Origin of the sequence: Roseibium sp. SCP14 (assembly GCF_040329475.1) — a bacterium.
GTDB lineage: Bacteria > Pseudomonadota > Alphaproteobacteria > Rhizobiales > Stappiaceae > Roseibium.
Map to the genome: position 1 here is coordinate 1 of NZ_JBDZYH010000021.1, position 2,059 is coordinate 2,059.

Here is a 2,059-nt window from a genome sequence, read left to right on the forward strand (position 1 = left end):
CATCAGCTTAAAAGTGGAGGAGACGATGTTGAAAGCAACTGGAACCTATCTGGCCAAAGCCGCCGTCGTGTCGGGGCTTGCCCTTGCCGGCGCGTTGAGCGGCCCGGCCCAAGCCAGCGACAAGCTTGACGAGTTGCGGGCAGCCGGCACGGCGAAGATCGCCATTGCCAACGAGCCGCCCTACAGCTCGATCGACGGCGAGGGCAACATCGGCGGCGCGGCCCCGGACGTTGCCCGGGCGGTCCTGAACGAGCTCGGCATCCAGAATGTCGAGGCGGTGGTGGTCGATTACGGGGCGATGATCCCGGGCCTTCTTGCGGGCCGCTTCGACATGGTGGCCGCCGGTCTCTACATCAAGCCGGAGCGCTGCCAGGCGGTGGTGTTCTCCGAGCCGGATGTGTGTGACGCGGAGGCGTTCGCGGTGAAGGCGGGCAATCCGAAGGGCCTCAACAACTATGCCGATCTTGCCGGCGCCGGGGCGGTTGTCGGGGTGTGCGGCGGCTGCGCCGAGGAGCGTTACGCCCTTGATGCGGGGGTTCCGCAATCCAACATCGTTGTCATTCCGGATGCACCGAGCGGCATTTCCATGCTTCAGAACGGGCGCATCGATGCGCTGGCCCTTGCCGGTCTGGTGATTGTCGATCTGGTGACCAAGGCGGATGACGACGGCATCGACGTTGTCTATCCGGTCGCGGACGCGCCGCAGAGCTGTGCCGGTGCTGCGTTCCATCCGGACAACAAGGACTTCCGCAACGAATATGACCAGGCGCTTGCCAAGCTGAAATACAGCGGCGAGTTTGCCAAGATCGTCGATGCCTATGGCTTTTCGACGCGGACCGCCCTGGCCAAGACCCGTGCCGACTACTGCCCGGGCAACTGAGGGGCCGGTGACGGGAACGGATGCGGGCTTGCATCTGTAATCGTTATAAAACAACAGGTTAGAGCGCTGCGTACGGGGCATTGGCCCAGGCAGCGCTCCGGTGTCGAACTCTCGCGCGGTTCGGTTTGAACCGCGCGTCAGCCAGTGAATGACGGTCCATGACTATTCTCGTCGAATTTGCTCCGGTGTTGCTGAAAGGGACGCTGATCACGATCGCGCTGACGGTGGGCGGTTCTCTTGTCGCCCTTGCCATGGCCTTTGTGACCGGCCTGACCCGGCTGTCGAAGCGTTGGTATCTGCGGATGATCGCGACGGTCTATCTGGAGATCTTCCGGGGCACGTCCGCGCTTGTGCAGCTGTTCTGGATCTTCTTCGTTCTGCCGTTTGCCGGCATCACGCTCGAGCCGATTGCCGCCGGCATTCTGGCGATCGGCCTGAACATGGGCAGTTACGGGTCCGAAGTGGTTCGCGGCGCGGTTCTGTCGATCGACAAGGGCCAGCGGGAAGCGGCGATCGCGCTCAACTACTCGCCCTACCAGCGCATGCGCCACGTCATTCTTCCGCAGGCGATCCCGGTGATGCTGCCGACCTTCGGCAACCAGGGGATCGAGTTGTTGAAGCTGACCTCGGTGGTGTCGCTGATCACCATCTCCGACCTGACCTTTTCCGGCCAGCTGGTCCGCTCGGCGACCGGCCACACCTTCGAGCCGCTGATGGCGATCATGGTCATCTACTTCATCCTCGCGACCTTGATCGTGCAGCTTGTCAACCTGCTTGAGAAGAGGATGTCCAGGGGGCGTAGCGGCCTCGCAGCCAGGGGAGCCAGCTGATGCAGTGGGACATGAATTTTGCACTGAGCATCCTGCCGCGTCTTTACGAGGGTGTTCTGATCACCATCCAGGCGACGGTTCTGGGGGCCTTGTTTGCGTTCAGCTTCGGCCTTGTACTTGCGGTCAGCCGGATTGCCACGGGACGGTTTGTCTCCGGCACGATCTACTGGCTGTCGGAGTTCATTCGCCGCACGCCCTTGCTGGTGCAGCTCTATTTTCTGTTTTTCCTGTTGCCGGAGGCCGGCATCGTGCTGTCGCCGCTGACTGCCGGTGTGATCGGTCTCGGCCTGCATTACAGCACCTACACGGCCGAGGTTTACCGGGCGGGGATCGAGAATGTCGACAAGGG

Annotated in this window: 3 protein-coding genes; all 3 read left to right on the forward strand. The window is 62.4% G+C overall.

The window, feature by feature from the left end:
• Positions 1 to 25: 25 nt before the first annotated feature.
• Positions 26 to 880 carry an ectoine/hydroxyectoine ABC transporter substrate-binding protein EhuB gene (gene ehuB, locus ABLQ08_RS32390; protein ID WP_352950909.1) on the forward strand — a complete coding sequence of 285 codons (855 nt, stop codon included), beginning with the start codon at positions 26 to 28 and terminating at the stop codon, positions 878 to 880.
• A 158-nt stretch (positions 881 to 1,038) separates the two neighbouring features.
• Positions 1,039 to 1,710 carry an ectoine/hydroxyectoine ABC transporter permease subunit EhuC gene (ehuC, locus tag ABLQ08_RS32395; protein ID WP_352950907.1) on the forward strand — a complete coding sequence of 224 codons (672 nt, stop codon included), beginning with the start codon at positions 1,039 to 1,041 and terminating at the stop codon, positions 1,708 to 1,710.
• Positions 1,710 to 2,059: ABC transporter permease subunit (locus ABLQ08_RS32400; protein ID WP_352950908.1), on the forward strand; the 350-nt coding region annotated here is incomplete at its 3' end. The genes ehuC and ABLQ08_RS32400, both read left to right, overlap by 1 nt.

Excerpts from the sequence above, each read along its gene's own strand:
- ehuB (WP_352950909.1), top strand. The coding sequence starts at position 26 with ATGTTGAAAGCAACTGGAACCTATCTGGCCAAAGCCGCCGTCGTGTCG.
- ehuC (WP_352950907.1), top strand. The coding sequence starts at position 1,039 with ATGACTATTCTCGTCGAATTTGCTCCGGTGTTGCTGAAAGGGACGCTG.